Here is a 26428-nt window from a genome sequence, read left to right on the forward strand (position 1 = left end):
CCCCATCCTGCCACAAGCCTGCCTCTGGACAAATCCCCCGCGCGCGCCTCTCCTCACCGCAAAGGAGTCGCCCATGCCCCGCAAGATCATCATCGACACCGACCCCGGCCAGGATGACGCCGTCGCCATCCTCCTCGCCCTTGCCTCGCCTGAACTCGACGTCCTCGCCCTCACCACCGTCGCCGGCAACGTCCCCCTTCCCCTCACCACAAGGAACGCCCGCCAGATCGTCGAGCTTGCCCGAAAGCCCACCCCGATCCACGCGGGCTGCGACGCGCCCCTCAAGCGCAAACTCGTCACCGCCGAGTATGTCCACGGCAAGACCGGCCTCGACGGCATCCCCCTCCCCGACCCCACCCATCCGCTGCAAGACCAGCACGCCGTCGACTACCTGATCGAGACCCTCCGCCGCGAAGACGCAGGCTCGGTCACCCTCTGCCCCCTCGGCCCCCTCACCAACATCGCGACGGCCTTCCAGCGCGCACCCGACATCATCCCGAGAGTGGCCGAGATCGTCCTTATGGGCGGCGCCTATTTCGAGGTCGGCAACGTCACCCCCGCCGCCGAGTTCAACATCTACGTCGACCCGGAAGCCGCTGACATCGTGTTCAAGTCCGGCGTACCACTGGTCGTGATGCCCCTCGACGTCACGCACAAAGCCCTCACCTCCCGCGCCTGGGTGGAGGAGATGCGCACCCTCGCCACTCCCGTCGGCCAGGCAGTCGCAAGCTGGACCGATTTCTTCGAACGCTTCGACACCGCCAAATACGGCACCGAAGGCGCGCCCCTGCACGACCCCTGCGTGATCGCCTACCTTCTGCAGCCCGCCCTCTTCACCGGCCGCCACATCAACGTCGAGATCGAAACGGTCAGCGAGCTCACCCTGGGCATGACCGTCGCCGACTGGTGGCGCGTGACCTCACGAGCCCCCAACGCGATGTTCATGGGAGGAGTGGACCGGGAGGGGTTCTACCGGCTATTGACAGAGCGGTTGGGGAGGTTGTGAGGGCGCTCAAAGCCCACGCCTAGTCACAATACATCACGTGTGAGCTTTCCATTGTCCTACCTATGGAACCCAAGCACTGATTACGCCGATGCGCTTTGCTGTAGAAGCGACCTCACCCTTAGGCCAGCACCACTGCTTCTCCGAAACGTAGGATACTGCAACACATCTATCGATTGACATGCATATTTCAACGCACTGATCGATTGTTGTCGGCTTAAGCCCGGAAGCCGTAAGGTCCCCACCGATAACATCCGTGTCGTAAAACAGCTGCATGGTGCCCTGCTGAGGCTGATAGGCACTTGCGCAAGTTGAGGCGACCTCGGCAATCCTTTCATCTTGAGTTTCTCCCGTAAACCCGAAGAATGTGCCAATTGGTTGCAGAGCCTGCACGCCAACTTTTCCCTCTGTTGACAGCTCTTGGACAGCTAATGGGGGAACAGTGAACAGAATCCGTGCTCGCCAGTTGGAATTCTCAACAACTTCTGCGTCGATTAACTCATATGGTACGCTATCGATCGTTATGGTTACGGAAGATATCGGTACGTCCAGCTCTGGTTTGTTCAGGTTTGCAATTCCAACAAGACCATTGCCCCCACACATCAAAAATAGTGTGCTATCGCCATTTCTTGCAATCTGCTCTATGTAAAGAGCTAATCCTCCATTTATGTTCTTGTATTCCACAGTTTGAGAATAAATGTCCTTGTTCACAACACGCAGTCGTTCAAGATCATGCAGAGGTACCCAAAAAATATCAGAAAAATCTGTTGAGGACATGAGTTCGAAAAGCTGCGGGTCGGCTCGCATCTCCCTTATGTAAGAGATGATAACACCAGAAATCTCTTGCGAGACTGCCAAGGCGGAAGAGCCATCGATCTCTGTGTCTGGAGCGCCAAAACGATGAACTCCGATCCGCGAGGTCCCGTGCAGATATCGGTAATCCGCCCCCAGATAAGTGAAAACGCAAGCACTAGCGCAAATTCCATCGTCCTGATTGGCTCGCCCTACTTGAGCGAGGGTTGCAAATGGCAACCCCGCAATAAAGCGACCCAACTCCATTCCTTCTGCTAGGCTACCCCCTCCGCTATCAAGTGTGAAAACTCCCTCGTATATTTCTTTTGACAAGTATGGTTGTATTGCCTCACTTAAGCGTTCAGTGTCACCGTCCATGATTTCGCCACTTAGGTCTACCCAGAGCGCGGGAGGAAATAGTGGTCGGTTATCGGTGTATTTGACAGAAATCTCCAGCGCCGAAGCCGGATCATTGAAGTACACTAAAGCAAGCGACAATATTGTTTTGCAAAACTGAACAACGCGCGTCATCGCTTACCCGCTCTCTATTGAGGACGGGACTATTGTCTTCGAACATTCATGTTCTTGCAAGATGTCTAATCAGGCAATCTGTAGATTGCGTGGTCTAACGCGCCACCCCCACCGGCAACCACAACGTCCTGCTCCCCACCGGGAACACCAGCCACTCCGCACGAGGCCACGTAGAAAGCCCTTGCGGCCTCGTCCTTCGCCTGCACCATGACCGCCGGGATCCCGGTGCGACGTAGCAACTGGTGGCGCGTGACCTCGCGAGAGGCCGAACGCGACGTTCATGAGAGCGGCTCTACCGGATGCTCACGCGGCGGCTGGGGAGGTTGTGAGCGGGCGTGGAGTTTGCAAGAGACCCAAACCCACTACTCGCAGTTCTCGGCATTTTGCTCCCGGCAAAGCAACATCCGCGTCAATGCTTCAGCGAGGGAGTCGACAACGGTATCAACCGCCGTACCCCTGCCCTCCAGCTTATCAAGTTGGGACTTGGCCTGCGTATGTCCCTGTTCCGAGGCCAGCCGATACCATCGTTTCGCCTCCGCATCGTCCTCAACTACCCCTACGCCCGAGTCATAGAGGCCGCCAAGCAGGTACTGGGCCTCGGCAACTCCCTGTTCCGCAGCCATTTGATACCATCGCGCTGCCTCGGCGCTGTTCCGCGCAACACCTCGGCCGCTGTCATACATCACGCCAAGCTCAAGTTGGGCGTCCGCATCTCCCTGCTCGGCGGCCGTCTGAAACCATTGTGCGGCTGCTGTGTAATCCTGCGCAACCCCTTCGCCTACATAGTACATCCAGGCAAGATTGACCTGACCACTGACGCTTCCCTCTTCTGCGGCCATCCGGTACCACCGAACGGCCTCAGCGTTGTCCTCCTCCACGCCTCGGCCCTCGTCAAACAACACCCCGATGCTGTTTTTGGCGAACACCAGATCCTGTTCTGCGGCCAGCCGGTACCATCGCATAGCTTCGGCATAGTCCTGCTGCACGCCCGTGCCTTCGTCGTACATATAGCCCAATGCATACTGGGCCTCAGCAAGCCCCTGCTCGGCGGCCAGCAGATACCATTGCATGGCCTCGGTGTCGTTCTCTGCCACGCCCCTGCCCTCGTCCAGCATCCAGCCAAAGCCGTACTGGGCGTCCGCAACTCCCTGGCCAGCGGCCAGCCGATACCACCGCAGGGCCTCGGCGTCGTTGAGTTGCACGCCCCTGCCGGTAAGATACATCTGAGCAAGATTGCTTTGTGCGTGCGAATTTCCCTGCATTGCGGCCATCCGGTACCACCGCACTGCCTCCGCCTCGTCCTGTGCGACGCCCTCGCCGCTCTCATACATCCAGCCAAGGCTGGATTGCGCATATGCATCGCCCTGCTGCGCCGCCAGCCGGTACCATCGCACGGCTTCGACGTCATCCTGCGGCACACCTTCGCCATAGTCATACATCCAGCCCAGGTAGTACTGCGCGACCGCATCTCCCCGGTCTGCCAACGGTCGCCATTCCCGCATGGCCCGCTGATAGTCGCCCGCATAATAGGCTTCGAAAGCGCGATCATGGTCCTGCGCGATGCCAGTCGCGGGAACCAGCGCCAGAGCGAGGGCAGCAATGAAATGTCTGAACCGCAAGTCACACCTTCTTTCTCAAGCAGTCCCTGGAAATCCCTTGTGTGCGTGCGCCTTGGGGTGATCCGGCTCGCCAGTACTTCCCCGAGAATACTGGCCAAAGACCGTTGGTGCTACAAGTAAGGAACGCATGGTCTGCCCGGTTGCTTCAACACCCACAACGGTGCCGATCGGCAGAGACAGCGCAGCACCTTAAGCCACCCAAACCTTACCGAAACCTTACCTGAGAAGACAAATTCCCCAACGAAATCAACACCCCAAAAAATGTCCCACCGTGGGACACCCTTGGCTGGCCCCCTACCCCAGCGGCAGGATCACCGAGAACCGGCTCCCCTCCCCCGGCTCGCTGTCGATCTTCAGCCAACCCCGGTGGCGGCTCACGATGTGCTTGACGATGGCAAGGCCAAGCCCCGTCCCCCCCATCTCACGGCTTCTATGGGTGTCGACCCGGTAGAACCTTTCGGTCAGCCGAGGCAGGTGGACCGGGTCGATCCCATCGCCCTCGTCCGCGACCTCCACCCGGACCGCCGGGCCCCGCACCGTCTCTTCCGGGGTCAGGGAAACCCGCACCACCTGCCCTGCCGCCCCGTATTTCAGCGCGTTCTCGATCAGGTTGGTGAAGACCTGGGTCAGCTGGTCGGGGTCGCCCGGCACGGTCACCGGGTCGCCCGTCAGTTCCACCCGGTCGCCCTCCCTCTCAGCCACGCCCCGCAAGCTCGAGATGACGCCTTCGAGGAGCGGCTTCAGCTCTACCTCGCCCTTCGGGCGGACCCGCTCTTCCGCCTCGACCCGGCTCAGCTGCAGAAGATCGCGCACGAGCCGGTTCATCCGCCCCGCCTCATGCTCCATGATCCCCAGAAACATCTCGCGGGCCTTCGGATCGTCCTTTGCCGCGTGCCGCAAAGTCTCGATGAAGCCCATGAGTGCGGTCAGAGGGGTGCGAAGCTCATGGCTCACGTTCGCCACGAAATCCCGCCGCATCGCCCCGGCCTTCTCCTCGGCGCTGACGTCCCGAAAGACGCAGAGCACCATCCCCTCGCCCTGGCCCGAGACGGTGACGTGGAACGCCTCCTCCTGACCCTCGCGGCGGAGCGTCGTGCGGGTCTCGCGGACCCCGCCTTCGCGGGCGACCGCAGTGATCGCCTCCAGGACCGCAGGCGCCCGTACCGCCATCGCGGGGTGGCGACCGACAATGCTGTCGCCCAGAAGTGCCAGCGCAGGGGCATTGCAGGCCAGGATGCGGTCGTCCTGCCGGATCAGCATCGCCGGCAACGGCAGGCCCGAAAGCAGGGTCGCAAGATCGGTTTCGTTCATCCTCGATTCATCTCCGCCATGGTACTTCCGTGCTATTGTGTTGTGCCGGAATAACAGTAAATTCCGCCCTGTAAATGTAACGCGGTCCAAAACCGGCCTTTGTCCGGAACACAGGTCGGCTCCAGCGTTAGTCTGATGACAGACGATTTGGCGGCGCCTCACTTGGCTAGAGATGGAGAGATGTCGCAAAAGCTCAGGTGTCTGGTGATCGGCATTCCCGAGGCGCGGGCCGCGGAAGGCAGCTTGCGGCCTGAAGAGTTTTGCTCGATCGAACTGGCTGATCTGGAACGCTTTCTACCATTTCCGTCGGGGTTGGAACTGGTCGTGACCCCGCTCTTCTGCAACAGTTTCGATGCGCTCGAGATCATCGAGCGGCTGGGCGCGCAGGGGTATCGCAAGACCCTGCGGGTTGTGGCGCCGAAGCTGCCGAACCGGCAGATTGTCCTGCGCGAGTTGCGAAGCCACGGCTCGCGGCAGGGGATCACGATCGAGCTGGCAGAAGAAGGCTGACGCCTGGGTCAGGCGGGCTTAAGGCCTGACCGGTAGCGCCGCGCATTGGCCTGGTATCCCGCGGCCGAGGCTAGAAGCCGCTGGCGTGCCGCATCGTCGAGCTGGCGGATGACCTTGCCGGGAGCGCCCATCACCAGGCTGCCATCGGGTATCTCCTTGCCTTCCGTGATCAGGGCGCAGGCCCCGATCAGGCAGCCCTTGCCGATCTTCGCCCCGTTCAGGATCGTGGCACCCATGCCGATCAGCGTCCCCTCGCCGATCATGCAGCCATGCAGCATCGCCTTGTGGCCGATGGTGCAGTTCGCGCCGATCACCAGCGGATAGCCCATGTCGGTGTGAAGGACGCAGTTTTCCTGCACGTTTGAACCGGCCCCCACCCGGATTTCTTCGTTATCGCCACGAAGCGTGCATCCGAACCAGACCGAGGCTTCGGCTTCAAGCACCACCCGACCGATGAGATTTGCATCCGGCGCAACCCAGGCGCTGGGGTCGATCTGAGGGAGGATGCCATCGAGGGCATAGATCATCGGGCCTCGAACTCCTCGTTCAGTGTGCGGACAAAGGCCGAAAGCTGCGGCTGGCGTTCGCGCTTCAGCCGCTCGGCGGTCAGGATGGTCTTCAGCCGGTCGAAGGTCTGGTCCAGGTCTTCGTTCACCAGCACATAGTCGTATTCCGCCCAGTGGCTGATCTCGTCCCGGCTTTTCGCCATGCGGCCCGCGATCACCTCATCGCTGTCCTGGCCACGGGTCCTGAGGCGGCGGTCAAGTTCGGCAATGGACGGCGGCAGGACAAAGATCGACACCACATCGCCGCGCATCGCCTGCTTGATCTGCTGGCCGCCCTGCCAGTCGATGTCGAAGACAGTGTCGGTTCCGGCCTCCATGGCTGCAAGCACGGGCGCGCGAGGCGAGCCGTAGAGGTTTCCGAACACCTCGGCATGTTCCAGCATCTCGCCGGATTGGACCATGGTTTCAAACTCTTCACGCGAGCGGAAATAGTATTCGCGGCCATCTTCCTCACCGGGGCGCGGTGGCCGTGTCGTGGCCGAGACGGAAAAGCGCATGGTCGGGTCCCAGTCCATCAGCATCCGGGACAGCGTGGTTTTCCCAGCCCCTGATGGCGAGGAAAGGATCAAAAGAAGCCCGCGGCGGGTCATGGTCTATTCCACATTCTGGACCTGTTCGCGCATCTGATCGATCACGGTTTTCAGGTCAAGGCCGATGCGGGTCAGCGCCAGTGACTGGGCCTTGGAGCAAAGCGTGTTCGCCTCGCGCATGAATTCCTGCATCAGGAAATCGAGTTTGCGACCCGAGGGTGCCGGGTCGGCCACATGCGCGCGGGCGGCGCTGACATGGGCGGCCAGACGGTCAAGCTCCTCGGTGACGTCGGTCTTGACGGCGAGAAGGGCCAGTTCCTGCGCCAGCCGGGTTTCGTCCACCGCAGCGGTCGCGGCGAGCACCCGAGCTAGATTTTCGCGCAACTGATCGGCCTGCGCTTCCGCACGCGCCTCCGTCTCGCGTTGCGCATCCGCAGTCAGGCTGGCGATCCGGTCAAGCTGGCCGGAAAGGACAGCCGCCAGTGCCTTGCCCTCGGCCTGTCGCATGGCCGCGAAGTCCTGCAAGAGCCCCGGCAAATCGCCAAGAAGCGCCTGTCTGAGGGGCGTCGTATCGGTTTCCTGGGCCGTCGCGTCGACGACACCGCGCAGGGTCAGCACATCGGCTGCGGTCGGCTTACGCAGGCTCACACCCATGTCCACAGCCGCCGCCTCGACGCGTGCAAGCGCCAGAAGGGCCGCGTTCAGGGCGTTTTCGTTCAGCTGGAAGGCCGCCGCCCCCGCCCCCTCGTCCTGCGTGACCTTCAGCGTCAGGCTGACGTTGCCACGGCTGATCGCCTTCTGCAGCTCGGCCCGGACGGCCACTTCCAGCCCGTCGATCCAGTCCGGCAGCCGCAGGCGCAGGTCCAGCCCTTTGCCGTTGACCGATCGAAGGTCCCAGGTCCAGCTGTACCCTGCCGCCGCGCCCCGCCGTGCGGCAAAGCCTGTCATCGAGATCATGCGGGGTCCTTCCTACCCCCATCAGGGGCGATGTTTACCATTTGATTAGATTTTCAGCCGAATCCGCGCGATCCGGAGTAGTTTCCTTTCATGGCGCGACGGGCAGTGGTCCCGCAAGGGGCGCGATGGAGTGAATGATGACCCTGACCTTTCTGGAACGCCTTCGGCCCCGTCGCGACGGACCCGCGATGCCGGTCTTCGATGGCCTGGCCCAGGTGCGCGCCTACTGGGAGGCGCTTCGCGACAGGGCCTCGCTTCCGGCCCGCGCGGCGCTTGATCCGCGGGGCCTTAGCGGCGTTCTCGACCGCGTTTTCCTGGCCGAGCGGATCGGGCGCGGCCTGGCGCAGGTCCGGATTGCGGGATCGGGCCTCTCTGATCTTGCGGGGGTCGATCTGAAGGGGCTGCCGCTCAGCTGCCTTTTCGCGTCCGAGGCCCGCCCCCTTCTGGCGCAGGTCCTGGAACAGGCCTTCACAGAACCCGCCGTTGCCGAGATCGATCTTGGATCGGACCGCGGGCAAACCGGCATCGCTATCGCTCGGCTGTTGCTGTTGCCGCTGGCCGATGAAGCAGGCGGCAAGGTCCTTCTCGGCGCGCTCAGCTTCGCGAACGGTGAGGCGCCGCGGTGCAAGTTCGAGGTGCTGGCGCGGCGGGAGGAGCGGGTGCTTTTGCAGCCCAGTCCAGTTCCGCAGAAGGTGGCGGCTGAACCGATCCGGCGCTTCGGCCACCTCGCGCTGGTTCACACCAACGCATGAAAAAGGCGGCGGGACCGACCCGCCGCCCTTCCCATTTCGTCCAACTCAGAGCGCGACGCGGCGGGCGGCTTCGCGCTGCGAGGACAGCTCTTCCGCCACCAGGAACGCCAGCTCCAGCGACTGCGACGCGTTGAGGCGCGGGTCGCAGGCGGTGTGGTAGCGGTCGGCGAGGTTTTCGTCCGACACCGCGCGGAGACCACCGGTGCACTCGGTCACGTCCTGACCGGTCATCTCGAAATGCACGCCGCCGGGGACGGTGCCCTCGGCTTTGTGGATCGCGAAGAACTCATGCACTTCGCGCAGGACGCTGTCGAAAGGCCGCGTCTTGTAGCCCGAAGGCGACTTGATCGTGTTGCCGTGCATCGGGTCGCAGGACCAGACGACATTGGCGCCTTCCGACTGCACGGTCTTGATCAGGCGTGGCAGATGGTCGCCAACCTTGCCTGCGCCGAAACGGGCGATCAGGGTCAGGCGGCCCGCCTCGTTCTCCGGGTTGAGCTTGGCCATCAGCACCTTCAGGTCGTCCGCCGTAGTCGAGGGGCCGCATTTCAGGCCGATCGGGTTCAGGACACCGCGGGCGAACTCGACATGCGCACCATCGGGCTGGCGGGTACGGTCGCCGATCCAGATCATGTGGCCCGAGCCCGCGACGTTCTGGCCGGTCAGGCTGTCGACGCGGCAAAGCGCCTCTTCATATTCCAGAAGCAGCGCTTCGTGGCTGGTGTAGAACTCGACTGCCGACAGCGTATGCGCAGTATCGGCGTTGACCCCTGCGGCGGTCATGAAATCGAGAGCGTCCGAGATGCGGTTCGCCATCTCGCGGTAGCGTTCGGCCTTGTCATGCTCGGCAAAGCCCAGAGTCCAGCTGTGCACCCGGTGGATATCGGCAAAACCGCCCGTGCTGAACGCGCGGACCAGGTTCAGCGAGGCGGAAGCCTGGGTATAGGCCTGCAGCATCCGGTTCGGGTCGGGCGTGCGGGCTTCGGGCGTGGGGTCGAAGCCGTTGATGATGTCGCCCTTGTAGGACGGAAGCTCGACACCGTTGATCACCTCGGTCGGCGTCGAGCGCGGCTTGGCGAACTGGCCGGCCATGCGACCGACCTTGATCACCGGCACCTTGGCGGCATAGGTCAGCACGACCGCCATCTGCAGCATCACGCGGAACGTGTCGCGGATGTTGTCAGCTGAAAACTCGGCGAAGCTTTCGGCGCAGTCGCCGCCCTGGAGCAGGAACGCCTTCCCCTCGGCCGCAAGTGCCAGCTGCTTCTTCAGCCGCCGTGCTTCGCCCGCAAAGACCAGCGGGGGGTACTTCGACAGCTGCGTTTCGACCCCGGCCAGCGCGGCCTGATCGGGATAATCGGGCATCTGGATCCGCGGTTTCGCGCGCCACGCCGTTTTCGTCCATCCCTTGGTCATCTTGCTTCTCCCGTCCGTCAATCGGGCTGCGGTATACCCCCCCGTTTCCGCCATTGCAAAGGGCGATTGGGCGGAAATCGGTGGTTTCTGCCCTTGCGGACGGAAGGAATTTCAGGTTCGGTGGCTTGCTAACGACATATTCAGGTCGCAGACATGACGCTCGCGCCGCGCAAGGCCACCCAGACCGACAAAGCGACCGGCCCCCGCAGGTTCGTTTTCCTGCTTCTCGACAAGTTCACCATGGTCAACTTCGCGGGCGCGATCGAGCCCTTGCGCATTGCCAATCGGGTCTCGGGCGAGGACCTTTACAGCTGGCTCCTCTGCGGCGAGGGGAAAGAGAAGACCTGTTCGAACGGTGCCACCTTCCGGCTTGATATCGGCCTGGACGAGATCGAGCGGGAAGACACGATCCTGGTCTGCGGCGGGATCGATATCCAGCGGATGTCCACCAAAGCGGTGATCAACTGGCTGCGACGTGAAGCGCGTCGGGGGGTGACCATCGGTGGCCTTTGTACCGGGGCGCATACGCTGGCCAAGGCGGGCCTTCTGGACGGCAAGAAAGCGACGATCCACTGGGAGAACCAGGACGGTTTTGCCGAAGAGTTTGAAGACGTCAAGCTGACGAAGTCGGTCTATGTGATGGATGGCAACCGCTGGACGACGGCGGGCGGGATTTCATCGATCGATCTGATGCTGAAGGTGATTGCTGCCGACCATGGCGAGGACCTTGCGAACACCGTCGCCGACCAGCTGATCTATTCCACCATCCGCACCGATCAGGACACCCAGCGCCTGTCGATCCCGACGCGGATCGGCGTCCGGCATCCGAAGCTTTCCCAGGTCATCCAGATGATGGAGGGCAACATCGAAGACCCGATGTCGCCTGCCGATCTGGCCGAGGAAGTGGGGATGTCGACCCGCCAGTTGGAACGCCTGTTCCGCCGCTACCTCAACCGCTCGCCAAAGCGCTACTACATGGAGCTGCGTCTGCAGAAAGCCCGCAATCTCCTGATGCAGACCGACATGAGCGTGATCAACGTGGCCTTGGCCTGCGGCTTTGCCTCGCCCTCGCATTTCTCGAAATGCTACCGCAGCCACTACAACACCACACCCTACCGCGAACGCGGGACGCAAGGGATGCCGGGCGCTGGTCAGGTCAGGCTGTCGATCTGACCGGGCGGGTCGGTCATGCCGCAAGCGGATGTTACCAGAAGTTTAACGAGGCCAGTTTAACTATTTGAAATCATTGGCCTCGAAAGTCTGCGCACCGTGCCCACTCATTCCGCAGGGGCCAACCGATAGATCGCCCCATCGTAGACAGACAGGAACCAGATCGACCCGTCCGGGGCCTCAATCACATCCCTGACCCGCCCGGTTTCCGACGCCGAGAACCGTTCCTCGGCATAGCCCGTCTCGGCCGGGGTGTCGGGGTCAAGGCGGCCCAGGAAGTCGCTGTTGAGCGAGCCGAAGAAGATGTCGCCCTTCCATTCCGGCACGAGCGTCCCGGAATAGACCATCAGACCCGAAGGCGCGATCGACGGGTCCCAGTAGTGCACGGGCTGCTCCATCCCGTCCCTCGCCGTCCCCTCACCGATCTTCCCGCCGCCATAGTTCTCGCCATACGAAATCACCGGCCAGCCGAAGTTCCGCCCCTGCTCCGGCGCGTTGAGCTCGTCACCGCCCTGCGCGCCATGCTCGTGGACCAGAAGCCGCCCCTCAAGGTCAAGCGTCGCCCCCTGAATGTTGCGATGGCCAATCGAGAAGACACCCGGTCGCCAGCCGTCGCGGCTGACCGCGGGGCTGCCGTCGCGGTTCAAGAGGATCACCTTTCCGATCGCGAGCCCCGGATCCTGCGCCTCCATCCCGCCCGGCCCGGTGCCGCGATCCCCGGTCGTGAGCGCGATCGTTCCGTCCGGCATCTCGACGAGGCGCGAGCCGAAGTGCCGGCCTCCACCCACACCTTCTGTCACGAACAGCGTCTCGAAACCCTCCAGCTGTGTCCCATCGTCTGAAAGCCGGCCCTTCCCGGCAGCCGTCCCTGCGCCGCCATCGACGCGGGCCGAGAAGCTGAGCCATACCTCGCGGGTTTGCGCAAAGTCCTGCGGGACCATGACATCCAGAAGCCCGCCCTGCTGATCGGTGGCGACATCGGGAACGCCCGACACGGGTCGGGAGTCCTCGCCCTGGATCAGCAGCAGCCGACCGTCTCTCTCGGTCACCAGAAACCCGCCGTCGGGCAAGAAGGCGATGGCCCAGGGCTCGTTCAGCCCGCTCACGACCTGACTGATCTGCATCGGCCCGGCCGAGGTCTCGACCTCGCTGGCCAGCGCGGTGGCCGGAAGGCATGTGAGAACCAGCAACCACTTTGCCCGCATGGCGATCTCCCCAAACTGAATGCAGTCCTGAGTTATGCCCGATCAGAGCTGCGACAAGCGGGAAGCGCGTTCTTGTGACCAAGAAATGCTCATCTCTCGGGCCGCGTTTGCCCGCGACCAAAGTCACGAAACGATGCCCTTTTCTTTTTGAACGGGCCAATCTAGGGTCGATTTCAGGATTTCGATCCAACATGGGAGACATAACAAATGAAGAAACTTCTGCTGGCCGCCTCGGCCTGCGCTCTGATGACGGGTGCCGCGGCCGCTGAGGACGTGAAGCTCGGCATCCTGATCGGCTTCACCGGGCCGATTGAATCGCTGACCGGCCACATGGCGAATGCAGCTGAAGCCGCGATGGCCGAAGTGAATGCCTCGGGCAAAGCGAAGAACACCTACACTTCCGTCCGTGGTGACTCGACCTGTACCGACGCCGCCGCCGCGACCGCGGCAGCCGAGCGTATGATCACCGCTGAAGGCGTGAAAGGCATCATCGGCGGCGACTGCTCGGGTGTGACCCGCGCTGTCCTGACCAACGTCGCCATGCCGAACGGCATCGCGATGGTCTCGCCCTCGGCCACCTCGCCTGCGCTGACGGCTGACCCCGACAATGGCCTCTTCTTCCGCACCGCCCCGTCGGATGCGCGCGAAGGCGAAGTCATGGCCGACATCCTGACGGAAAAAGGCGTGAAGTCGATCGCGATCAGCTACTCGAACTCGGACTATGGCAAGGGTCTGGCTGAAGCGATCGCCGGCGCCTTCACTGCCAAGGGTGGCACCGTGACGATCAACGCGGCCCATGACGACGGCAAGGCCGACTATTCGGCTGAAGTCGCAGCGCTGGCCGCGGCTGGCGGCGACCTGCTGGTCGTTGCGGGCTATCTGGACCAGGGCGGCAAGGGCATCATCCAGGCCTCGCTCGACACCGGCGCCTTCTCGACCTTCGGTCTGCCGGGCGGCATGGTTGGCGACTCGCTGCCCGCAGCCATCGGTGCGCCGCTTGACGGCTCTTATGGCCAGGTGGCCCAGTCTGACAGCGCCGGGGCTGCCGTCCTCACCGAAATGGGCAAGGCTGCTGACCCAACGTATGACGCGACCTCGCCCTACACGATGGAAAGCTATGATGCAGCCGCGCTGATCATGTTGGCGATCGAGGCTTCGGGTTCGACCGACTCGAACGTCTATAAGGAAAAGATCATGGAAATCGCCAACGGGCCGGCTGACGGTTCGGGCACCAAGATCCTTCCGGGTGAGCTGGGCAAAGCGCTGGAGCTGATCGCCGCAGGAACCGCCATCGACTATGACGGTGCTTCCGGTGTGACGCTGATCGGACCGGGTGAATCGGCTGGCCGTTATCGCGAGTTCGAGGTCAAGGGCGGCAAGTACGAAACGGTCACCTTCCGTTGAGCCGGACCAGAAACTGAAACGACAGCACGGCCCGGGCAAAGACCCGGGCCGTCGCTTAAGGACAAGGCCCCCGCCTGCGTGAGCGACGAGAATGGGCCGTGACAGGGGAAGACGATGATCAGGGTCGAGGCGCTGCACAAGCATTTCGGTGGCTTTCATGCCGTCGATGGCGCGTCCTTGGAGATAAAGACCGGCTCGATCACCGGGCTTATCGGGCCGAATGGCGCCGGCAAGACGACGCTTTTCAACGTGATCGCCGGACGCTACCAGCCGACCAGCGGCAAGGTGTTGATGGACGGCGAAGACATCACCGGCCTGCCTCCACACAAGCTTTTCGACAAGGGCCTGCTGCGGACCTTCCAGATCGCGCATGAATTCGGCTCGATGACCGTGCGGGAGAACCTGATGATGGTCCCGCCGCGCCAGACTGGCGAGAAGCTGTGGAACGCGCTTTTCTCGCGCGGGGCGGTGGCCGAGGAAGAGGAGCGTATCCGCCAGAAGGCCGATGAGGTGCTGGAGTTTCTGACAATCAGCCACATCGCAGATCAGAAGGCCGGGATGATCTCGGGCGGGCAGAAGAAGCTGGTAGAGCTGGGCCGCACGATGATGGTCGATGCCAAGATCGTCTTCCTGGACGAGGTCGGCGCGGGCGTGAACCGCACGCTTCTGAACACGATCGGCGACGCCATCGTGCGGCTGAACAAGGAACGCGGCTATACGTTCTGCGTGATCGAGCACGACATGGATTTCATCGGACGCATGTGCGATCCGGTGATCTGCATGGCCGAGGGCAAGGTGCTGGCCGAAGGCACGGTCGACGAGGTCAAGAACGACGAGCGGGTGATCGAGGCCTATCTGGGACGCGGCCTGAAGAACAAGCTGAAGGAGGGGGTGGCGTGAGGTCTCTGCTTGGCAACATCCTGGTCATCGGGCTGTTTTTGCTGCCCGGATTGGCGGTAGCACAGACCGTCGTTGGGCGCTCGGTCGTCGATGGCAAGGTTGCCCTTCTGTACGACAACGGCACCTGGAGCTTCGACGAAAGCGCTCAGGTCTCGACCGAGTGCGCTGCAGTCTCGCCTCTGGTCCAGTTCTGCGGCCGGAACGCGGGGTGGAGTACTACCCCGCCGGGGAGCCCCGAAGTCAACGCGGCCTACCGCATCGACGAACGGCACTATGCGCAGTACATCATCGAAGAGATCGGTACCGATGACGGCCTGACAACCGACTTCATGCGGAAGGTCGTGCTGGAAAATGCAAAGAATGCGGCCGGAGCGGAGCCGGAAGTGATCGATGTCGAGAAAGTGACCCTCGGTCGTCTGTCTGGCGACACGGTCGTTTTTCGCATCAAGTTCAACGGTGTCGACTTCGTATTTGCCAGCTCGGTGTTCGTCGACAAGAAGCTTGCCGTCCAAGTCATCACCTACGCCATCGCTCGCGACTATTCTCCAGAGCATGCGAAACTGCATGCTGACTTTTTGTCCTACACAAAGCTTGTCGAATGACCTTGATGCAGACCAGCCCCGTTTCGCGTCAGGTTTCCCCTACCAAGGCCAAGCCCGTGCGCGCTACCGGACGTCCAACACCATCGAGAGCTCCGCGATCCCCGCGGTGCCCGATGAGAGGGATGCCCAAAATGAACCTCACCCGCCGCGCTGCGTTTTCGTTTGCGTGCCTCGCGCTGCTGCCCGTTCGACTGCGCGCGGCCACTTGCGAGCCGATCTTCACGGCTCTGTCGCTATGCGAGGCGCGGGGCTGGCGTCTCGCGTCCGTCAGCGGCAATACGGCTGGATTGACCCATGACACCGGCATCAGCGCGACGATCACCCTGGAGACGGGCCTTTCCGAGGAAGATCTCGGCTGGGCCCGCTGCCAGGTGTCGCACGCCCCGATCAGTGCCCGGGCAGATGTGCTTGAGGGCGGTCCTGCCGAGGTAGACGGCCGCGCTGCCTGGACGTCGATCTACCTTCCACGCCACACGTCACCACCGGGTGTCGTAGCAATGTCCTCTTTTCAAGGCGATGGCACCTCTCTTGTCATATGGACGCGGGGTCCGGGCGAAACCTATTCCGACCAGCACCGGGAGGCCCACGATGGCCTGCTCGCGGCATTGCAACTGGACCTTGCTGAATGAGTTCACCCTTCCTGATCGGCGAAAACATGACCGGCGGCTATGGCGCGGTCGACATTCTGCATGACTGCACGCTTGCGGTCGAACCCGGTGAGATTGCCGTCATCGTCGGCCCGAACGGCGCAGGAAAATCCACCGCTATGAAGGCGGTCTTCGGGATGCTGAAGCTGCGCCAGGGTTCGGTCAAGCTTGACGGTGAGGACATCACCAGCCTTTCCCCCCAAGCCCGCGTCAGAAAAGGCATGGGTTTCGTGCCTCAGACGCACAACATCTTCACGGGCATGACCGTTGAGGAAAACCTTGAAATGGGGGCCTTCATCCGCACGGACGAGAAGATCGGCGATACGATGGCGCAGATCTACGATCTGTTCCCGATCCTGCGCCAGAAGCGGTATCAGAAGGCCGGTGAACTTTCGGGCGGCCAGCGCCAGCAAGTGGCCGTGGGCCGTGCGCTGATGACGCAACCGAAGGTCCTGATGCTGGACGAACCCACCGCAGGCGTTAGCCCCATCGTGATGGATGAGCTTTTCGATCGCATCATCGAAATCGCCCGCACCGGGATTTCCATTCTGATGGTCGAACAGAACGCCCGCCAGGCGCTGGATATCGCGGACAAGGGTTTCGTGCTGGTGCAGGGCCGCAACCGCTATACCGACACCGGGCAGGCGCTTCTGGCCGATCCTGACGTCCGCAAGTCGTTTCTGGGAGGCACCTGATGAAACATCTCTTCGCAGTGCTTATGGCCCTCGTCCCGGTCGAGGCGATCGCAGACGAGAGCTTTGTTTGCGTGCCGGAGAAGCGGTGCGATGAGAGCGACGAGTGCGTGCCGATGGACGGAGAACCCGCGATCTTGACCATTGTCGCTGCAACTGGCCAGGCAGATTTAAAGATCGAAGGTGAGGGTTTGGCTCTAAGGCTCGAACCGTTGCCCGAATCCAATGAGGCTGCACTTCGTTTCTCTGGCGTTATCCAGGAAGGTGAGGACTCCGCCAGGATCTTGTTTGCGTTGATGTCAGACGGTTCGTTTACAGCGAGCATTTACGAACCTAAGGACCGGGAGCTGCCCAGCGGTTCCATCAGCGGCACCTGTCAGCAGGCAAAGAACTGAATATGGACCTCCTGAACGCGCTGGTTGCCTTCCTGAACTTCATCGTCGTCCCGGGGCTCGCCTATGGTAGCCAATTGGCTCTTGGCGCTCTGGGCATCACGCTGATCTTCAGCGTCTTGCGGTTCTCGAACTTCGCGCATGGCGACACGATGGCGTTCGGGACGGCTTTCGTGATCCTTTTCACGTGGTGGTTCCAGTCGATGGGCATCTCGGCCGGGCCGCTGCCGACCGCACTTCTCGCCCTGCCCCTTGGGATTCTTGTCACCATCGGCATGGTCCTGGCGACCGACCGGGTGGTCTATCGCTTCTACCGAAAGCAGCGCGCGAAGCCGATCATCGTCGTCATCGTCTCGACCGGCGTCATGTTCGTGATGAACGGACTGGTCCGGATGATCATCGGCACCTCCGAGCAGAACTTCACCGACGGCGCGCGGATGACTCTGAACCCGCAGAATTTCAAGGCCTGGACCGGGCTGGCTGAACCGCTAGCGGTCAAGACGACGCAGGTGATCTCGGTTCTTGCGGCGGTGATCTGCTGCGCTGCGCTCTTCTGGTTCCTGCAGAAGACCCGCACCGGCAAGTCAATGCGCGCCTATTCGGACAATGAGGATCTGGCCTTGTTGTCCGGTATCAACCCCGATCGGGTGGTGATGATCACCTGGATCGTCGCCGGGGCGCTTGCTTGCATCGCCGGCACGCTTTACGGGCTGGATAAATCCTACCGCGGGATCGTCTACTTCAGCCTCCTGATGCCGATGTTCGCCGCCGCGATCGTCGGCGGGCTTGGCTCCCCCCTCGGGGCGGTCGTCGGCAGCTTCATCGTCGCCTTCTCCGAGCTGATCGTCACCAACGCCTGGCGCAAGGTGTTCAGCTACCTGGTGCCGCCCGAGTGGCTGGGGGACGGGCTCTACCAGGCTCTTTCGACCGACTACAAGGTCGCGGTCAGCTTCGGCATCTTGATCATTGTCCTACTCTTCCGCCCGCAGGGCATATTCGGAGGCAGGTGACATGGCCCAGTACCGCAACCTCCTCCTCTTCGCCGGTGTAGCACTTCTCTTCATCCTGACCGGGATGCTGCAAAGCTGGAACCTGTCGCTGAACATCCTGAACCTGGCGCTTCTTTCGGCGATCATGGCGATCGGGGTGAACATCCAGTGGGGCTATGCGGGCCTCTTCTCGACCGGCATTGTCGGGTCGGTGGCACTTGGCGGGCTGGCGGTTGCGCTCGTCTCGTCCAACCCGGTGCCACAAGGCTGGGCCGCAGGCGGACCCCGCATCTTCGGCGCGCTTCTCTTTGCCGCTGCGGCCATTGGGCTCGCCGTCTGGCTCTACCGGCTTCTCAAGCCCGGCACCAACCGGGCGCTAGCGTTGGCGATTTACCTCGTCGTCGTCTTTTTCATCTACCGTCTGGTGCTTGATCCTGCAGTCCTTGCGGTCGAGGCGAACAATCCCGCTCAGGCTGGCAACATCGGCGGGCTCGGCTTCAACTCGCTGCTCGCCTGGCCCGTTGGCGCCCTGATGGCCGCCGCCGCCGCCTGGATCATCGGCAAGATCGCCCTTGGGCTGCGGGAAGACTACCTGGCCATCGCGACGCTTGGGATTGCCGAGATCATCGTGACGGTCATGCGCAACGAAGACTGGCTCGCGCGTGGGGTGAAGAACCTGATCGACCTGCCCCGCCCCTGGCCGGTGCCATATGAAGTCGACATGCAGGCCAATCCCGCCTTCGTCGAGCGTGTGACAAGCGCTGGCCTTGATCCGGTGACCGCCTCCACCATCTACGTGAAGCTCCTTTATGCCGGGATGTTCGGCCTGGTGCTGGTCCTTCTGGTCTGGGGGTGCGAGCGGGCGCTGAACAGCCCCTGGGGCCGCATGGTCCGGGCGATCCGCGACAACGAGATTTCGTCGGCGGCCATGGGCAAGGACGTGAAGTTCCGCCATCTGCAGATCTTCATCATCGGGTCGGCTGTCGTGGGCCTTGCCGGGGCCATGCTGACGTCGATGGAGGGCCAGCTGACGCCGCCCTCGTACCTGCCCTTGAGGTTCACCTTCCTCATCTGGGTCATGGTGATTGTCGGCGGGTCGGGCAACAACTGGGGCTCGATCCTGGGCGGTCTTCTGATCGGCTGGCTGTACCTTGCTGTAGAATTCCTGGGGCCGCAGGTCATAGAAAACTTGAACGACGGCTTGCTGTACCTTGCCGACGACCAGTCACGGCGTAGTGAAAGGTTCTTTGCCTTTCTCGCCTCGTTCTCGGGACATATCGCTGAGAACGCCCAACATATGCGCCTTCTGACCCTCGGCGTCGTCCTGCTTCTGGTGATGCGGTATGCGCCAAAGGGGCTGATCCCCGAGAAGTGACGCGACTGCGACCGGGCGTCACTGTCCGGTCGCGACATTATTTGTCGTAAACGCTCGTGCCTTCCCGGCCCTGCCCCGCCATGGTGCGGAAAACCGAAAGGTCGGGAGACTTGCGATGAAGACCCATGCACGTGTGGTGGTGATCGGCGGCGGCGTTGTCGGCTGTTCGGTCCTGTATCACCTGACCAAGCTTGGCTGGTCCGATGTAATGCTGATCGAGCGGTCCGAGCTGACCTCGGGGTCCACCTGGCACGCGGCGGGCGGGTTCCACACGATCAACGGCGACACCAACATGGCCGCCCTGCAGGGCTACACGATCCGGCTTTACAAAGAGCTGGAGGCGATCACCGGCATGTCCTGCGGGCTGCACCATGTCGGCGGCGTAACGCTGGCCGACAACGAAGCCCGCTTCGAGATGCTGAAGGCCGAACGCGCCAAGCATCGGTACATGGGGCTGGACACCGAGATCCTTTCGCCTGCGGAAATCCACAAGCTGACCGACGGGCTGGTGAATGTGGATGGTATCATCGGCGGGCTTTACGACCCGCTTGATGGCCACCTTGACCCGTCGGGCACAACCCACGCCTACGCCAAAGCGGCACGGATGGGCGGGGCCGAGATTGTCCTCCACAACCGGGTTCTGGAGACCCGCCCCACGCGCGAGGGCTGGGAGGTGGTGACCGAAAAGGGAACCATCACCTGTGAGCATCTTGTCAATGCCGGCGGCCTTTGGGCACGTGAGATCGGGGCTATGGCGGGCGTTTACCTGCCGCTTCTGCCGATGGCGCATCAGTACATCGTCACCGACGATATCCCTGAAATCATGGACATCCTTGGCCAGGGCCGGGAGTTTCCGCATGTCATGGACCCGGGCGGTGAGTTCTATCTGCGCCAGGAAGGCCGGGGCATGTGCATCGGGTTCTACGAAAAACCCTGCGAGCCCTGGGCGGTCGATGGCACCCCGTGGGACTTCGGGCATGAGCTTCTGAACGAACAGTTCGACAAGATCGAAGATTCCGTGAACTTCGCCTATCGCCGCATCCCTGTGCTGGAACGCTCCGGCGTGAAAAGCGTGATCCACGGGCCCTTCACCTTCGCCCCCGACGGCAACCCGCTGATTGGCCCAGTGCCGGGCTTGCGCAACTACTGGTCGGCCTGCGCGGTCATGGCGGGCTTCTCGCAGGGCGGCGGCATGGGCCTCGCACTGGCGCAATGGATGATCCACGGTGAGGTGGAACGGGACCCACGCGGCTTCGACGTTTCGCGTTTCGGGAACTGGACTTCTCCCGGCTACACCGTCCCGAAGGTGATCGAAAACTACCAGATGCGCTTCAGCGTGTCTTACCCGAACGAGGAACGCCCCGCAGCCCGTCCCTTCCGCACGACGCCGATGTATCAGGTTTTCGACGGCATGAATGCTGTCTGGGGCGCGCAGTACGGGCTGGAAGTGGTGAATTACCACGCCCTTCCGGGTGAACCGCGCTACGAGGAACCGACTTTCAAGCGCTCGAACGCCTGGGAGGCGACGCGGCAGGAAGTCCTGGCCGTGCGCGAGGCCGTTGGCATCAACGAAGTGCAGAACTTCGGCAAATACCGTGTGACCGGCCCGAACGCCCGTGGCTGGCTTGACCGGATCATGGCGGGCCGCATTCCCCAACCGGGGCGCCTGTCCCTGACCCCGATGCTGGCGCATTCCGGCAAGATCATCGGCGACTTCACGGTGTCCTGCCTTGGCGAAACCGAGTTCCAGCTGACCGCCAGCTATGGCGCCCAAGGTTGGCACAGCCGGTGGTTCGAGCACCATGAAGAAGCAGGCGTAAGCATAGAGAATATCTCCGATTTGCGCTCAGGCTTCCAGATCGCGGGCCCGAAATCCCGCCAGCTTCTGGCCCGGGTGACCCGATCCGATGTCTCGGCCGAAGCCTTCAAGTTCATGGACGTGCGCCGGATGACCGTGGGCATGGCGAACTGCATCGTTCAGCGCGTAAGCTACACCGCCGACCTCGGCTATGAGATCTTCACCGACCACATGTCCGTCCGCCACCTTTGGGACGTGCTTTCTGCGGCGGGCAAAGACCTCGGCCTCCGCCCCTTCGGAATGCGGGCGATGATGTCGCTTCGTCTCGACAAATGGTTCGGCTCTTGGGGCCGAGAGTTCAGCCCCGACTACACGCCTGCCGAAACCGGCCTCGACCGCTTCATCTCGTGGAACAAGCCCGCCGACTGGATCGGCAAGGCGGCCGCGTTGAAGGAAAAGGCCGAGGGTCCGAAGCGGAAACTCGTGCCCATCATCGTCGACGCCAAAGACGCAGATGTCGTCGCCTGGGAGCCGATCTGGCTGGACGGCAACGTGGTCGGCTGGTGCACATCCGGCGGGTTCAGTCACTGGACCGGCAAGTCCGTCGCGCAGGGGTTCATCCCGGCGGACCGTGTGCAGGACGGACTGGAGCTGGAGGTCGAGATCCTGGGCGAGCGCCGCCCCGCGCGTGTCCATCTGGCGCCGCTTTGGGACGATGGTGGGCGGATGCGGGGCTGATCGCCGTTTCTGAAGTTGCCGCGGCGAACGGCACGACCGCGAGGGGGGGAGACAGCCCCGCTTCCCTTTGCGATAAGGGCATATGGACATTCCGATCCTGATCCTTGCCGCCGGACAGTCCGCCCGAATGCGGGGAATCGACAAGCTCGCGCAGCTGGTCGATGGCGAACACCTCCTGACCCGCGTGGCTACTCTTGCCCGGAAGGTCAGCCCGCTCGTCTTCGTCGCCCTGCCGCGGGTTGATCATCCACGCCTTCGCCTGATCGCCGACCTTGATGTCACACCGCTGATCGTGAAGGAGGCCTCTGAAGGCATGTCAGGAACGCTGCGTGCCGGCGTCGCCGCTTTGCCTGATTGCAAACGGTTCATGGTGCTGCTGGCCGATCTGCCCGAATTGACCGCCGATGACCTTCAGGCGGTTCTCGATGCACAAGACGCCGCGCGCGACGTTTTGATATGGCGCGGCGCGACCTCCGATGGCCGTCCGGGCCACCCGATTCTCTTTGACGCATCGCTGCGCCCACGGTTCGCAGACCTGTCTGGCGATGGCGGCGGCGAGGGCCTCGTCAATCCGCTTCGCCATCTGACCCACCTCGTCCCGCTGCCTGGGCAACGGGCGCGGCTCGATCTTGATACACCCGAGGATTGGGCTGCCTGGCGGGCATCACGCCGAGAGTAACACCTTTGCTTCGTGCGCCTTCAGCGACATCCGCGCGGCCGGGAAAGCATCGGCATCGACTGAAAGCTCCGGGAAGAGCTCCAGCACTTCTTCGCGTGCGGCATTGTCCAGCGCGGAAAGAGTCCGCTCGGCCGGCTGGAAGCTTTCGGTCCAGATGCCGTCCGACAACACGATCTCATGCTGATCGAAGAGGATATGGACATAGGTCACACCCTCGGTCGGCATTGCGCGCGTTACCTCGGCGGTGCCAATGAGATGCTTCGCAGGCACCAGCACTTCGCTTTCGCCAAAGTACATCTCGGCCCGTGCACCCTCGATCAGCACGCGGTGCTGCGGCGAGACCATGATGGAACGCTCCGGACCGCTGCCGCCAAGCGCCCGGGCCCCGATCCGCACTGGCCGAAGTTCCGGCTTGGCCACAAGTTCGGCATATGACAGCGCCCGCTTGCCGACCCAGCGCAGCGGCTGCACGCCGTTGTCGCGCGTGACCACCAGATCGCCCGGCTGAAGATTTTCAACCGCGACAGCACCCCGCTCGGTCATGATCTGGGTGCCGCTGGTGAAGCAGACGATGACCACGTTCTCGATTTCGGTGAAGGTAATCGTGCCAACGACCGTGGTGCCGTCCGCGGCGAAGAACGTGATGGTCCCGTTCTCGTTGTTGAGCGGATCAAGAGCAATGTCGAACCTCGCCCAGCCGAACCCGGTGACGTCGACCCGCAGCGTGTCATTGTCGGTGCCGCCGCTGCCGCCATCCACGGATTCACCAACGGCCACGTCATTGGTGGTACCGGTGTAGGTTACTGAAATCAGGTCACGGTCATCGCCGCCAGCCACCTGATCGCTGCCGGTCCCGCCGTAAAGCGTGTCGTTTCCGGTTCCGCCCGACACCGTATCGTTGTCAGCGCCGCCTGCGACGCTGTCGTTTCCGGCATCGCCCGAGACGAAGTCAGCTCCAGCGTCGCCCAGCACAGTGTCGCCGTCCGCACCACCATAAAGCGAGTCGCCGCCGCCGCGTCCCGCAAGGCTGTCACTGCCAAGACCGCCATAAAAGACGTTGGTATAGGCGTCCGCCGGAACGGTATCGGAATCGTCGAAACCCAGGAGCGTGTCATTGAACGACGAGCCGATCAGACCGTCGATGCCCTGCCCGGTGTCACCCGCCGCATGACCGCCGGTATAGCTGGTCGTCGCAAGATCGATCGACACTGCGGCATTCGAGCCAGTGTAATCGGCAAAGTCGAGGCCGGTCGACCCAACCAGCGAGTCCCCGCCAGCGCCACCGCGGAGGGTGTCATCGCCTTCGTTGCCCTGCAGCGTATCGTTTCCGTCCTCGCCAAGGAGGAAGTCGTTTCCAGCATCGCCCGAAAGGCTGTCTGTCCCAAGGCCGCCGTAGACCGTATCGCTTGCGGCGCCGCCATATGCAAAGTCGCCGTCATTGCCGCCGTAGAGAAGATCGGTATCCGCGCCGCCGTAGAGCGTGTCGGCGCCGACGCCGCCCGTGAGTTGGTCACTCCCGATGCCGCCGTAGACCAGATCCTCGCGTTCGCCCGAAGCGACCGTATCGTTTCCGTCACCCCCAAAAATCGTATCGTCGCTAAGGGCGCCGCCAGAGTCAGAGATGAGATCGTCACCTGCACCGCCATAGACGAAGTCGGTGTTATCGCCGCCGTCGACGGTGTCATTGCCATCGCCGCCATCGATGGTATCGATGCCAATGCCGCCAAACAGGCCGTCATTCCCAAGCTCGCCCGACAGCACGTCGTTGCCTGCGTCGCCGTAAAGCGAGTCGCCATCGTTGCCGCCCAGCAAGAGGTCGCCATCATCGCCGCCGTATATCGTATCCAGGCCGACGCCACCGTAAATGGTGTCGGCGCCAGCAGCGCCACCGTACAGGATGTTACCGACGGTATCGCCAGTGATGGTGTCCGCACCCGTGCCGCCTATGACACCTTCGACCTGATTGATGATGTCATTGCCATCTCCACCACCCGCGACACTGGTGGACAGATTGACGTTAACGGCTGCAGCTACGCCCACGTAGCTTACAAAGTCGAAGCCGCCGCCCCCAGTGAGCGTGTCGCTTCCGGCGCCCGCGTCACTACCGCCATAAAGTGTATCGTTGCCGGTCCCGCCGTCGAGACTATCAAGGCCGTCACCGCCATAGAGAATGTCATTGGCTGTCAAGCCGCGCAGAACATCGTCACCCGCAAGGCCATAGATCAGGTCGTTGAAATTGCCGTCATTATCGCCGGTAAGAGTGTTGTTGCCGGGAGTGCCCGTGATTGTTGCCATCTTCTCAGTTCCTCTGCCTCAGCGCCGCGACTAACCACGGTTTTTGTCCATTCTTTGGCGTGCATACAAAGGCTTTATGCCTTCTATGTGAAAAACACACCATTCCTGGAGGTCTATGTCGCTGCCCTATCCTCGTTCGCAAGCCCGGCTGCAAGTTCGCCGATGTTTTTCAAAAGGCGAGTCCTGCCGCCTCTACTTCGTTCAACGTCCGCCGTGCCTGACCAAAGGCGGCCCGCCCTGCGTTAGTCTTAAGCTCTGGAAAGAGCTCAAGGATTTCAAGGCGTTGAGCATTGCCAATCCCCCTAAGCGACGTATCGTCAGGGTGAAAGGTTTCTGTCCAAACGCCATTTGAAAGAACCACTTCGTGCCTGTCGCACATGAAGTGGATATATGTTGTACCGCTGGACTGTACCGTATGCACCCCTTGTGCCGCAAGATGTTTGGCCGCAACAAGCACTTCGCGCTCGGCGTAACGGACGGCGGTACGGGCATTCGCCACCAGAATGCGGTGATTTGGCGAGACCATCATGTCCCGCTCGGGCAGGCCTTTGCCCAATGACCCCTGCTGGATAAACACTGGCAACAGATGCGGCTCGGCCTGGAAATCATGCAGGAACATCTGCGTCTTTCCGACCCAACGGACGGTCTGAATGCCGTTGTCGCGGGTCACAACTCTGTCGTCAGCCGAGATAAGTTCGACCGGCAGCTCACCCCGCTGCGTCGTGATCATCGTCCCCGGCGTAAAGCATGGGGTGCAGCGTGGCACTTCGACCGCCGGGTTGTCGATCTGTACTTGGGCGTGGACATCGTCCAGCATCATCATCTCACCAATCATTATCCCGACCCTATGACGGATGGGTGGGTCGGGTTCTATCTGATCTGAATACCGTTGATGGTAACCAAGTGAAAAGCAAAAATTCTTTATATTCAAAGACAACAATGGCGAGATTCAGCCGAGGCGTGTGTCGCTGGCTGGTCGGCAAGCGATCAGAGTTGGCGATCTGGCAATCCGACCGGATTACGCCAGCGGAATTGCCGTTCTAACCTGTTTATGTGGAAGGCCTTTCAATCATTGCGTGTGTTTCCGAAAGGCCGTTCGTCAATCAACGCCAACGGCTGACGCAACCATTTGTTGATCTGCGATCTGACAAGGCGCCCCGATTTGGTGGTTTCCGCCGGTCGTCCGATCGGCGCGCTAACGTGAACAAAGCGCGCGATGACGCGGCAAATGGCGCTTATCTGAAACATCCCCCGAATCGGAAGACGGCGCGCCGTGCCCTGATGATGTGGTGCCCGAGGCGAGACTCGAACTCGCAAACCTTGCGGCGGAGGATTTTGAATCCCCTGCGTCTACCATTCCGCCACTCGGGCCACCGCGCTTCGTTTAGAACCTGCCAAGGGCCGCGTCAATGCGGCCCTGGGGTCAAAGATCATCGGTCTGAAACGTGTCGCAATCGGCGATCTGGCCGGACTGCAGCCCGACCATGAACCAGCGCGACCGCTGTTCCGAGGTCCCGTGGGTGAACGTATGCGGCATGGGGCGCTGACCGGCGTT

25 protein-coding genes and 1 tRNA gene are annotated in these 26428 nt (G+C 62.2%); 14 read left to right on the top strand and 12 right to left on the bottom strand.

Annotation, left to right across the window (positions count from 1 at the left end; translation table 11 throughout):
• Window positions 1-73 precede the first annotated feature (73 nt).
• Complete coding sequence (locus tag ACRCSW_RS16955) at window positions 74-1006, top strand: nucleoside hydrolase (protein ID WP_438706831.1); 933 nt, start codon at window positions 74-76, stop codon at window positions 1004-1006.
• A 60-nt stretch (window positions 1007-1066) separates the two neighbouring features.
• Here ACRCSW_RS16955 and ACRCSW_RS16960 read toward each other — a convergent pair whose 3' ends face one another.
• The 3 genes from ACRCSW_RS16960 to ACRCSW_RS16970 form a co-directional block, all read right to left on the bottom strand.
• Window positions 1067-2326: a hypothetical protein gene (locus ACRCSW_RS16960; protein WP_438706832.1), complete on the bottom strand. Its 1260-nt coding sequence runs from the start codon at window positions 2324-2326 to the stop codon at window positions 1067-1069.
• Between the two features lie 362 nt (window positions 2327-2688).
• Entirely contained in the window at window positions 2689-3945 is a 1257-nt protein-coding gene (locus ACRCSW_RS16965) for a tetratricopeptide repeat protein (RefSeq protein ID WP_438706833.1), read from the bottom strand.
• Window positions 3946-4239: 294 nt separating this feature from the next.
• The gene (locus ACRCSW_RS16970) at window positions 4240-5256 is read right to left on the bottom strand and encodes a sensor histidine kinase (RefSeq protein WP_438706834.1); all 1017 of its coding nucleotides are present in this window, start codon (window positions 5254-5256) and stop codon (window positions 4240-4242) included.
• A gap of 180 nt (window positions 5257-5436) precedes the next feature.
• Between ACRCSW_RS16970 and ACRCSW_RS16975 the strand changes: the two genes are divergently transcribed.
• Window positions 5437-5766 carry a hypothetical protein gene (locus ACRCSW_RS16975; RefSeq protein ID WP_438706835.1) on the top strand — a complete coding sequence of 110 codons (330 nt, stop codon included), beginning with the start codon at window positions 5437-5439 and terminating at the stop codon, window positions 5764-5766.
• 8 nt (window positions 5767-5774) lie between these two features.
• On the opposite strand, the gene ACRCSW_RS16980 is transcribed toward ACRCSW_RS16975, so the two are convergent.
• Genes ACRCSW_RS16980 through ACRCSW_RS16990 form a run of 3 tightly spaced genes read right to left on the bottom strand, consistent with a single transcriptional unit; the run spans window position 5775 to window position 7819 of the window.
• On the bottom strand, window positions 5775-6293 hold the full coding sequence (locus ACRCSW_RS16980) for a gamma carbonic anhydrase family protein (RefSeq protein WP_438706836.1): 519 nt from the start codon (window positions 6291-6293) through the stop codon (window positions 5775-5777).
• Window positions 6290-6922, bottom strand: coding sequence for a guanylate kinase (gmk, locus tag ACRCSW_RS16985; RefSeq protein ID WP_438706837.1), 633 nt, complete (start codon window positions 6920-6922; stop codon window positions 6290-6292). The genes ACRCSW_RS16980 and gmk overlap by 4 nt, the downstream gene beginning before the upstream one ends.
• A 3-nt stretch (window positions 6923-6925) precedes the next feature.
• The gene (locus ACRCSW_RS16990; RefSeq protein ID WP_438706838.1) at window positions 6926-7819 is read right to left on the bottom strand and encodes a YicC/YloC family endoribonuclease; all 894 of its coding nucleotides are present in this window, start codon (window positions 7817-7819) and stop codon (window positions 6926-6928) included.
• A gap of 137 nt (window positions 7820-7956) precedes the next feature.
• Between ACRCSW_RS16990 and ACRCSW_RS16995 the strand changes: the two genes are divergently transcribed.
• Window positions 7957-8571 carry a PAS domain-containing protein gene (locus ACRCSW_RS16995; protein WP_438706839.1) on the top strand — a complete coding sequence of 205 codons (615 nt, stop codon included), beginning with the start codon at window positions 7957-7959 and terminating at the stop codon, window positions 8569-8571.
• A 45-nt stretch (window positions 8572-8616) separates the two neighbouring features.
• Here ACRCSW_RS16995 and ACRCSW_RS17000 read toward each other — a convergent pair whose 3' ends face one another.
• Complete coding sequence (locus ACRCSW_RS17000; RefSeq protein WP_438706840.1) at window positions 8617-9987, bottom strand: class II 3-deoxy-7-phosphoheptulonate synthase; 1371 nt, start codon at window positions 9985-9987, stop codon at window positions 8617-8619.
• A 153-nt stretch (window positions 9988-10140) separates the two neighbouring features.
• Between ACRCSW_RS17000 and ACRCSW_RS17005 the strand changes: the two genes are divergently transcribed.
• Complete coding sequence (locus ACRCSW_RS17005) at window positions 10141-11160, top strand: GlxA family transcriptional regulator (protein ID WP_438706841.1); 1020 nt, start codon at window positions 10141-10143, stop codon at window positions 11158-11160.
• 104 nt (window positions 11161-11264) lie between these two features.
• On the opposite strand, the gene ACRCSW_RS17010 is transcribed toward ACRCSW_RS17005, so the two are convergent.
• On the bottom strand, window positions 11265-12362 hold the full coding sequence (locus ACRCSW_RS17010) for a PQQ-dependent sugar dehydrogenase (protein WP_438706842.1): 1098 nt from the start codon (window positions 12360-12362) through the stop codon (window positions 11265-11267).
• Window positions 12363-12569: 207 nt separating this feature from the next.
• On the opposite strand from ACRCSW_RS17010, the gene ACRCSW_RS17015 reads away from it, so the two are divergent.
• From ACRCSW_RS17015 to ACRCSW_RS17060, 10 genes are all read left to right on the top strand, one after another.
• Entirely contained in the window at window positions 12570-13766 is a 1197-nt protein-coding gene (locus tag ACRCSW_RS17015; RefSeq protein WP_438706843.1) for an ABC transporter substrate-binding protein, read from the top strand.
• Window positions 13767-13880: 114 nt separating this feature from the next.
• Window positions 13881-14666: an ABC transporter ATP-binding protein gene (locus ACRCSW_RS17020; protein WP_438706844.1), complete on the top strand. Its 786-nt coding sequence runs from the start codon at window positions 13881-13883 to the stop codon at window positions 14664-14666.
• Window positions 14663-15268 carry a hypothetical protein gene (locus ACRCSW_RS17025; RefSeq protein WP_438706845.1) on the top strand — a complete coding sequence of 202 codons (606 nt, stop codon included), beginning with the start codon at window positions 14663-14665 and terminating at the stop codon, window positions 15266-15268. The genes ACRCSW_RS17020 and ACRCSW_RS17025 overlap by 4 nt, the downstream gene beginning before the upstream one ends.
• A gap of 131 nt (window positions 15269-15399) precedes the next feature.
• Entirely contained in the window at window positions 15400-15897 is a 498-nt protein-coding gene (locus ACRCSW_RS17030; RefSeq protein ID WP_438706846.1) for a hypothetical protein, read from the top strand.
• Entirely contained in the window at window positions 15894-16610 is a 717-nt protein-coding gene (locus tag ACRCSW_RS17035; protein ID WP_438706847.1) for an ABC transporter ATP-binding protein, read from the top strand. The genes ACRCSW_RS17030 and ACRCSW_RS17035 overlap by 4 nt, the downstream gene beginning before the upstream one ends.
• On the top strand, window positions 16610-17002 hold the full coding sequence (locus tag ACRCSW_RS17040) for a hypothetical protein (RefSeq protein WP_438706848.1): 393 nt from the start codon (window positions 16610-16612) through the stop codon (window positions 17000-17002). The genes ACRCSW_RS17035 and ACRCSW_RS17040 overlap by 1 nt, the downstream gene beginning before the upstream one ends.
• Window positions 17003-17004: 2 nt before the next feature.
• Window positions 17005-18009: a branched-chain amino acid ABC transporter permease gene (locus tag ACRCSW_RS17045; protein WP_438706849.1), complete on the top strand. Its 1005-nt coding sequence runs from the start codon at window positions 17005-17007 to the stop codon at window positions 18007-18009.
• A 1-nt stretch (window position 18010) separates the two neighbouring features.
• Window positions 18011-19363, top strand: coding sequence for a branched-chain amino acid ABC transporter permease (locus ACRCSW_RS17050; protein WP_438706850.1), 1353 nt, complete (start codon window positions 18011-18013; stop codon window positions 19361-19363).
• A gap of 115 nt (window positions 19364-19478) precedes the next feature.
• Window positions 19479-21899: a GcvT family protein gene (locus ACRCSW_RS17055; RefSeq protein WP_438706851.1), complete on the top strand. Its 2421-nt coding sequence runs from the start codon at window positions 19479-19481 to the stop codon at window positions 21897-21899.
• Window positions 21900-21981: 82 nt separating this feature from the next.
• Window positions 21982-22578, top strand: a complete 597-nt coding sequence (locus ACRCSW_RS17060; protein ID WP_438706852.1) for a nucleotidyltransferase family protein — start codon at window positions 21982-21984, stop codon at window positions 22576-22578.
• Here ACRCSW_RS17060 and ACRCSW_RS17065 read toward each other — a convergent pair.
• The 4 genes from ACRCSW_RS17065 to ACRCSW_RS17080 form a co-directional block, all read right to left on the bottom strand.
• The gene (locus ACRCSW_RS17065) at window positions 22564-24873 is read right to left on the bottom strand and encodes a Hint domain-containing protein (protein WP_438706853.1); all 2310 of its coding nucleotides are present in this window, start codon (window positions 24871-24873) and stop codon (window positions 22564-22566) included. The two genes, ACRCSW_RS17060 and ACRCSW_RS17065, sit on opposite strands and share 15 nt — an antisense overlap.
• Before the next feature lie 169 nt (window positions 24874-25042).
• The gene (locus tag ACRCSW_RS17070) at window positions 25043-25708 is read right to left on the bottom strand and encodes a Hint domain-containing protein (protein ID WP_438706854.1); all 666 of its coding nucleotides are present in this window, start codon (window positions 25706-25708) and stop codon (window positions 25043-25045) included.
• A 452-nt stretch (window positions 25709-26160) separates the two neighbouring features.
• Window positions 26161-26244, bottom strand: a tRNA-Leu gene (locus ACRCSW_RS17075).
• Between the two features lie 52 nt (window positions 26245-26296).
• Window positions 26297-26428 (bottom strand): neutral zinc metallopeptidase (locus ACRCSW_RS17080; protein ID WP_438706855.1); only part of this gene is annotated, 132 nt, incomplete at its 5' end.

Source organism: Tabrizicola sp. (assembly GCF_051645465.1).
Lineage (GTDB): Bacteria > Pseudomonadota > Alphaproteobacteria > Rhodobacterales > Rhodobacteraceae > Tabrizicola.

Excerpts from the sequence above, each read along its gene's own strand:
- ACRCSW_RS16955 (WP_438706831.1), top strand. The coding sequence starts at position 74 with ATGCCCCGCAAGATCATCATCGACACCGACCCCGGCCAGGATGACGCC.
- ACRCSW_RS16960 (WP_438706832.1), bottom strand. The coding sequence starts at position 2,326 with ATGACGCGCGTTGTTCAGTTTTGCAAAACAATATTGTCGCTTGCTTTA.
- ACRCSW_RS16970 (WP_438706834.1), bottom strand. The coding sequence starts at position 5,256 with ATGAACGAAACCGATCTTGCGACCCTGCTTTCGGGCCTGCCGTTGCCG.
- ACRCSW_RS16975 (WP_438706835.1), top strand. The coding sequence starts at position 5,437 with ATGTCGCAAAAGCTCAGGTGTCTGGTGATCGGCATTCCCGAGGCGCGG.
- ACRCSW_RS16980 (WP_438706836.1), bottom strand. The coding sequence starts at position 6,293 with ATGATCTATGCCCTCGATGGCATCCTCCCTCAGATCGACCCCAGCGCC.
- gmk (WP_438706837.1), bottom strand. The coding sequence starts at position 6,922 with ATGACCCGCCGCGGGCTTCTTTTGATCCTTTCCTCGCCATCAGGGGCT.
- ACRCSW_RS16990 (WP_438706838.1), bottom strand. The coding sequence starts at position 7,819 with ATGATCTCGATGACAGGCTTTGCCGCACGGCGGGGCGCGGCGGCAGGG.
- ACRCSW_RS16995 (WP_438706839.1), top strand. The coding sequence starts at position 7,957 with ATGACCCTGACCTTTCTGGAACGCCTTCGGCCCCGTCGCGACGGACCC.
- ACRCSW_RS17000 (WP_438706840.1), bottom strand. The coding sequence starts at position 9,987 with ATGACCAAGGGATGGACGAAAACGGCGTGGCGCGCGAAACCGCGGATC.
- ACRCSW_RS17005 (WP_438706841.1), top strand. The coding sequence starts at position 10,141 with ATGACGCTCGCGCCGCGCAAGGCCACCCAGACCGACAAAGCGACCGGC.
- ACRCSW_RS17010 (WP_438706842.1), bottom strand. The coding sequence starts at position 12,362 with ATGCGGGCAAAGTGGTTGCTGGTTCTCACATGCCTTCCGGCCACCGCG.
- ACRCSW_RS17015 (WP_438706843.1), top strand. The coding sequence starts at position 12,570 with ATGAAGAAACTTCTGCTGGCCGCCTCGGCCTGCGCTCTGATGACGGGT.
- ACRCSW_RS17020 (WP_438706844.1), top strand. The coding sequence starts at position 13,881 with ATGATCAGGGTCGAGGCGCTGCACAAGCATTTCGGTGGCTTTCATGCC.
- ACRCSW_RS17030 (WP_438706846.1), top strand. The coding sequence starts at position 15,400 with ATGAACCTCACCCGCCGCGCTGCGTTTTCGTTTGCGTGCCTCGCGCTG.
- ACRCSW_RS17035 (WP_438706847.1), top strand. The coding sequence starts at position 15,894 with ATGAGTTCACCCTTCCTGATCGGCGAAAACATGACCGGCGGCTATGGC.
- ACRCSW_RS17040 (WP_438706848.1), top strand. The coding sequence starts at position 16,610 with ATGAAACATCTCTTCGCAGTGCTTATGGCCCTCGTCCCGGTCGAGGCG.
- ACRCSW_RS17045 (WP_438706849.1), top strand. The coding sequence starts at position 17,005 with ATGGACCTCCTGAACGCGCTGGTTGCCTTCCTGAACTTCATCGTCGTC.
- ACRCSW_RS17050 (WP_438706850.1), top strand. The coding sequence starts at position 18,011 with ATGGCCCAGTACCGCAACCTCCTCCTCTTCGCCGGTGTAGCACTTCTC.
- ACRCSW_RS17055 (WP_438706851.1), top strand. The coding sequence starts at position 19,479 with ATGAAGACCCATGCACGTGTGGTGGTGATCGGCGGCGGCGTTGTCGGC.
- ACRCSW_RS17060 (WP_438706852.1), top strand. The coding sequence starts at position 21,982 with ATGGACATTCCGATCCTGATCCTTGCCGCCGGACAGTCCGCCCGAATG.
- ACRCSW_RS17065 (WP_438706853.1), bottom strand. The coding sequence starts at position 24,873 with ATGGCAACAATCACGGGCACTCCCGGCAACAACACTCTTACCGGCGAT.
- ACRCSW_RS17070 (WP_438706854.1), bottom strand. The coding sequence starts at position 25,708 with ATGATTGGTGAGATGATGATGCTGGACGATGTCCACGCCCAAGTACAG.